General features: G+C 64.8%; 5 protein-coding genes. All 5 read right to left on the bottom strand.

What is annotated here, in order from left to right:
* Positions 1-945 (bottom strand): M16 family metallopeptidase (locus ACK41X_RS22245; RefSeq protein ID WP_409728121.1); only part of this gene is annotated, 945 nt, incomplete at its 3' end.
* Complete coding sequence (locus ACK41X_RS22240; RefSeq protein ID WP_409728118.1) at positions 942-2,315, bottom strand: M16 family metallopeptidase; 1,374 nt, start codon at positions 2,313-2,315, stop codon at positions 942-944. The genes ACK41X_RS22240 and ACK41X_RS22245, both read right to left, overlap by 4 nt.
* 121 nt (positions 2,316-2,436) lie before the next feature.
* Positions 2,437-3,090, bottom strand: coding sequence for a hypothetical protein (locus ACK41X_RS22235; protein ID WP_409728115.1), 654 nt, complete (start codon positions 3,088-3,090; stop codon positions 2,437-2,439).
* 127 nt (positions 3,091-3,217) lie between these two features.
* Positions 3,218-3,736, bottom strand: coding sequence for a signal peptidase II (gene lspA, locus ACK41X_RS22230; RefSeq protein WP_409728112.1), 519 nt, complete (start codon positions 3,734-3,736; stop codon positions 3,218-3,220).
* 10 nt (positions 3,737-3,746) lie between these two features.
* On the bottom strand, positions 3,747-5,794 hold a 2,048-nt coding region (locus ACK41X_RS22225), incomplete at its 5' end, for an isoleucine--tRNA ligase (RefSeq protein WP_409728109.1).

The following is a 5,794-nucleotide window of genomic DNA, read 5'->3' as shown; positions in this document are numbered from 1 at the left end:
CGAATAGGCCAGCCCGCGCTTCTCACGCACTTCGCTATAGAGCCGCGAGGTGAAGGAGCCGCCCCCCAGAATGTGATTGACAATGAAGGCCGGGATGAAATCGGGGTCTTTGCGCGGAATGCCGGAGCCGCCGAAGCTCACCACCGTTTGCGGCACGTCGAGTTGCACTTCGAGACGCCGGCCGGCGAGATCCGGAACAGCCGGTGGCACCGGCAGCAGCCGCGCCTTTTCCGGCAATGCCCCAAAGATGCGGTCGAGCACCGGGCCGAGCGTGGCGGCGTCGATATCGCCGACCACGCCGATCTTGACATTGTCGCGGGCGAAAACCCGGCCGGCATAATCCTTCAAGTCCTCCCGGACGATGGCCGGAACCGATTCCAGCGTGCCGTTGGTCGGCAGCGCATAGGGATGGTTCGGAAACGCCGTGCGCCACCACAACCGCGAGCCGATGTCGTTCGGACTTGTGCTCGCGCGCTTGATCGCCGTGAGCATCTGCGCCCTGATGCGCTCGACCGGTTCGGGATCGAAGCGCGGCTGCGTCAGCGCAAGCCGCAAGAGATCGAAGCCCTCGTCCTTCCGGTTGCTCAGGACCTTCAGGGACCCGCGCACGTCGTCGCGGCTGGCGCGAAACGACATCTCGACGGCGTTGCGTTCGGCACGCGCCTGAAACGCCTTGGCGTCGAGATCGCCCGCGCCTTCGTCAAGCGCCGACGCGGCCATGAAGGACACGCCGGGCTTGCCCGCGGGATCCTGATTGGCGCCGCCCCGGAAGGAAAATTCCATCGCGATCAGCGGCACCGAGGTCTCGCGCACCAGCCAGGCTTCGATGCCGCCCGGGCTCACCACCCGTTCGATCTTGGTCATGGCGAGCGCCGGCGGCGCGGCCAGAACCAGAGCGCCGAACGCCGCCGCGGCAAGACCGGCAGACACGCGGTGGACGATCATGAGCGGCGCTCCTGCGGCTTGTCGTGTTCCTTGACCAGATAGCCGGTCACCGACCGGCGCTTGTCGAGCCAGGTTCTTGCTGCATCGCGGACCTGGTCGGAGGTCACCTTCTGAACGCGATCGGGCCAGGTCTTGAGATGATCGACGGTCAGTCCGGTGGTGAGTGCGACGCCGTACCAGCGCGCCATCGTGGCCTGGCTGTCCTGGGCATAGACGACATCGGCGACCAGCTTGATCTTGGCGCGCTCGAGTTCGTCATTGGTGACGCCGTTCTCGGCGATCTCGGCGATCACCGCGTCCATCGCCTCTTCCAGCTCCTTGAGCGTCACGTCGGCGCGCGGCGTGCCGTAGATGCCGAACCTTGTATGATCGAGCGCGGTGCCCATGTACCAGGCGCCGATCGAGGTGGCCATCGGCTTGCCAATCACCAGCCGCGAATGAAAGCGGCTGTTGGTGCCGGTCCCAAGGATCTGCGACAGCACTTCCAGCGCTTCGGATTCGCCGGGCTTTGCGGTCGCCGCCGACGGCACGAGATAGCTGCGCTGCAAACTCGGCTGGGTGACGCGCGGATCGGCAAAAGTAACGGTGCGCACCGAACGCTGCTCGGGCTCCTGCGGCCGTTGCCGCGGCCCGATCTCGGCGCGCGGCGCGATCTTGCCATAGGTCTCCTCGGCAAAAGCCTTCACCTCTTCCGGCGTTACGTCGCCAGCCACCACAAGGATAGCGTTGTTGGGCGTATACCAGCGCTTGTAGAAATCGAGCGCATCCTGCCGGCTGAGCTTTTCGATCTCATGGCGCCAGCCGATCACCGGACGGCCATAGGGGTGGTTGAGATAGAGCGCCGCGAGCACTTCCTCGCCAAGCTTTGCGGCCGGCGAATTCGCTACGCGGCTGTTCTGCTCCTCCAGCACGACGTCGCGCTCCGGCAGCACCTCTTTGTCGGTCAGCGTGAGTCCGGTCATGCGGTCGGCCTCGAACTCCATCACCATCTTGAGGCGATCGGGCGTGACGCGCTGGAAATAGCCGGTGTAATCGCTCGAGGTGAACGCATTTTCCTGTCCGCCCATCGCGGCCAGCACCTTGGAGAAACGGCCGGCCGGATTCTTCTCGGTGCCCTTGAACATCAGGTGTTCGAGGAAATGGGCGATGCCCGACTTGCCCGGCGGTTCGTCGGCGGAACCGACCCGGTACCAGACCATATGCGTCACCACCGGCGCACGGCGATCCGGGATGACGACGACCTCCATGCCGTTCTGGAGCTTGAAATGGGAAATGTCGGGTCCGCTGGCTGCGGCGTCGGACGCTGAGCCGACTGAGAGCAAGGCGGCCGCAGCCGCGGAAAGCGCCAGAAAGGTTCGTCGGCAAATCATCAAATCGCCTCGCGAAAGCCGTCCGCCGGGAGGGCAGGAAGCGGATCGTCGGCCAATCTGGGCCGCAATCGCGGAAATAAAAAGCCCTTGCGGCCCCGCCGACGATTAAATTTCGGAAACGCTACTCGCCGGTGCCGCGGTTGGTCAGGTCAAGCGGCTTGGCCCGCTGCTGCCGCGGCGTCAGGCCGTAGGGGTGCGCCGCAGAGGGGGTCTGATAGCCAGGAGGCGGCTGCGTCAGGTCGCTGCGGGTCGGCTCACGCGAGAACGTCGCGACTTCGGGCTTGGTATTGTCCTTGAACAGCCCACCGAGCAGGCCGCCCCGGTAGCCCAATTCGCCAGGACGCATCATCCGCTGGCCATCCGCTTCCGCGTCCTGCGGACCGCGGGGATTGGTCACCCGTCCCGCGCCAGCCAGGCGCCCCATCTCCAGTTCGGCGGGCGTGAGCGGCCGGTCGTCGTCCTCGGACGAGCGGCGCGGCTGGTTCTTGCGGGCTGCCGCCTGTTTCTTCCGCTCGACGACTTCAGGGTCTTTCGGCCACGAGGGATGGTTCACCGCCGCATTGGTTTCCGGCTGCGGCAGGCGGTTGAGGTCGGGCGGCACCACCAGCGGCGGCCGCTCCCGGTAATTGATCGAGTCGCGGTTGCTGATGCCGAAGAGCTTCTTGATGAACCGGGTCTCGAAGCTTTCTTCCTCTTCGTCCTCGGCGGCCAGCGCGACGGATGGAACGGCAACGGAAACCGCGGTCGCGAGGGCAACGGCGGCGAGGCACGCCATCAAAGCACGGCGCCAGGCGCCCGAGCCGCAGGCAAAGATATCGCGTGCGCGTTTTGAGACGGCTGATTGCAAGACGGATCCCCGCAGAGTGTCCCCCATCGCTCCCCGACCGGAAAATCGTCAGAAATCAGGGCGCTTTTGCGGCGCGCCCACCCAGAAAGGTTTCATACAGCAAACCCGCCACCCCGGCAACGATGGCGACATCGGCGAGGTTAAACACGTACCAGTTGAAGGCCCAGGTTTCGGTGGTGATGTGCAGGAGCGCATAATCGACCACCGCGCCATGCATCAGGCGGTCGATGGCGTTGCCGATTGCGCCGCCGATGATGAGGCCGAGCGACAGCGCGGTCAGGCGGTTCTCGGCCTGCGACAACCAGCCCCAGAGCACGACGACCACCACCACCTTGAAACCGAGCAGCATCCACATCCCGACCGCGGTGTCCTGCGCCAGCCAGCCGTAGCTGATGCCCCGGTTCCAGACGAGGACCAGGTCGAAGAACGGCAGGATCACGACTCGACCGAGCTTGCCGAGCTCGAACCCGTACAGGAGCCAGAGCTTCAGGGCCTGGTCGAGCAGCGCGGTGACCAGCGCCGCCGCGACGCCGTCGCGGGTGAAAGGGCCGATGAGGAAGGAGCGAAAGTTCATCGGCGGCGGACTATTCCGCCGCCTTGCGCAGCGTATCCCATTCGCGGAGCGCCTGCGCGTCGCGCGGCGTCACATCGGGATATTGCGGATCCTCGCCGACGCTTTCGGTGATCTTCCACGACCGCGCGCATTTTTTGCCATGGGCACGCGCCGGCACGACCGCGACGCCCCGCACGTCGTCGAGGCGAAACGCATCCGCAGGCCCATCGCCTTCGGCGAGCGTCGCGTTCGAGGTGATGCAGATCTCCGCAAGATCGGCATCGACGATGGCGTTGAACAGATCGAGATCGGACACATAGATGATCGGCGCGGCTTCGAGCGAGGAGCCGATGCGCTTGCCCGCCCGTTCAAGTTCCAGCGCGCCGGTGACGACGCGGCGGACATTCCTGATCTTGCGCCATTTTTCCGCGAGCTTGTCGTCGCGCCAGGCCGCCGGCACGTCCGGAAACAGCTGCAGATGCACCGAGCCCGCATCGTCGCCGTAACGCGACAGCCACGCTTCCTCTGCGGTGAAGCACAGCATCGGCGCGAGCCAGGTCACCGTGCAGCGGAACAGATGATCGATCACGGTGAGCGCCGCCTTGCGCTTCATCGACGAGATCGGATCGCAATACAGCGTATCCTTGCGGATATCGAAATAGAACGCCGAGAGGTCGGACGTCATGAAGGCGTTCAGCATCGCAAAGATGCGCTTGTAGTCGAAGGCGCGGTACGCCTCCTTCACCGCCGCATCGAGCTCGGCGAGCCGGTGCAGCATCAGCCGCTCCAGCTCCGGCATCTTTTCGACCGAAACGCGCTCGTCGTCATGGAAATGAGCAAGCGAACCCAGCATCCAGCGGATGGTGTTGCGCAGCTTGCGGTAGGTCTCGACGTTGGTTTTCAGGATTTCCGGACCGATGCGCAGATCGTCGGCATAGTCGGACGCGCAGGCCCACATGCGCAGGATGTCGGCGCCGGAATTCTTGATGACATCCTGCGGCGCCACTGTATTGCCGAGCGACTTCGACATCTTGCGGCCGTGCTCGTCGAGCACGAAGCCGTGAGTCAGCACCATGTCGAACGGCGCAATGCCGCGGGTGGCGCAGCTTTCCAGCAGCGATGACTGGAACCAACCGCGATGCTGGTCCGAGCCTTCAAGGTACATCACCGTATCCGTGCCGCCTGCATGTTTGCGGACGATGCCCTTGAGCTGCGGGAAGTTCTTTTCGTCTTCCAGCACGAAGGCGTGGGTCGAGCCGGAATCGAACCAGACGTCGAGGATGTCGTCGACCTTCTGCCAGCCTTCCTTCGCGCGGTCGCCGAGGAAGCGCGCGGCGGCGCCTTCCGCATACCAGGCGTCGGCGCCTTCCTTCTCGAAGGCATCGCCGATCCGTTTGTTAACGGCGGGATCGTTCAGGATCTCGACCGAGCCGTCGGGCTTTTCCTTCACAAACACCGCAATCGGCACACCCCAGGCGCGCTGGCGCGAGATCACCCAGTCCGGCCGGCTCTCGATCATGCCGGTGATGCGGTTTTCGCCTGCGGCGGGGATCCACTGCGTGACGGAAATCGCGGTCATCGCGCGGTGACGCAGCGTATCGCCCTTCCCCGCGATATCCTTGTCCATCGCAATGAACCATTGCGGCGTGTTGCGGAAGATGACGGGTTTCTTCGAGCGCCAGGAATGCGGATATTGGTGCTTGAGCCGGCCGCGTGCGATCAGCATGCCGGCCTCGATCAGCGCCTTGATGACGGCCTCGTTGGCGTCGCCCTTCTCGCCCTTGTCGGTGATGACGCGCTTTCCGGTGAAGCCCGGCGCATGGGCGGTCAGTGCGCCGTTCTCGTCTACGGCATAGGGGATCGCGGTGTTGATCCTGTCCGCTTCGAGCGAACGGGCGTTCGCGGTCCAGACCTCGAAGTCTTCGCGGCCGTGGCCAGGCGCAGTATGAACGAAGCCGGTGCCGGTCTCGTCGGTCACATGATCGCCGGAGAGCATCGGCACGGTGAAATCGTAACCCAGCGAACGCAGCGGATGCGCACAGCCGAGATCGGCGAGGTCGGCTGCCGGCACGTCGGCGA

Source organism: Pseudorhodoplanes sp. (assembly GCF_046289595.1).
Lineage (GTDB): Bacteria > Pseudomonadota > Alphaproteobacteria > Rhizobiales > Xanthobacteraceae > Pseudorhodoplanes.
This window is presented reverse-complemented; position numbering and strand designations above follow the sequence as displayed.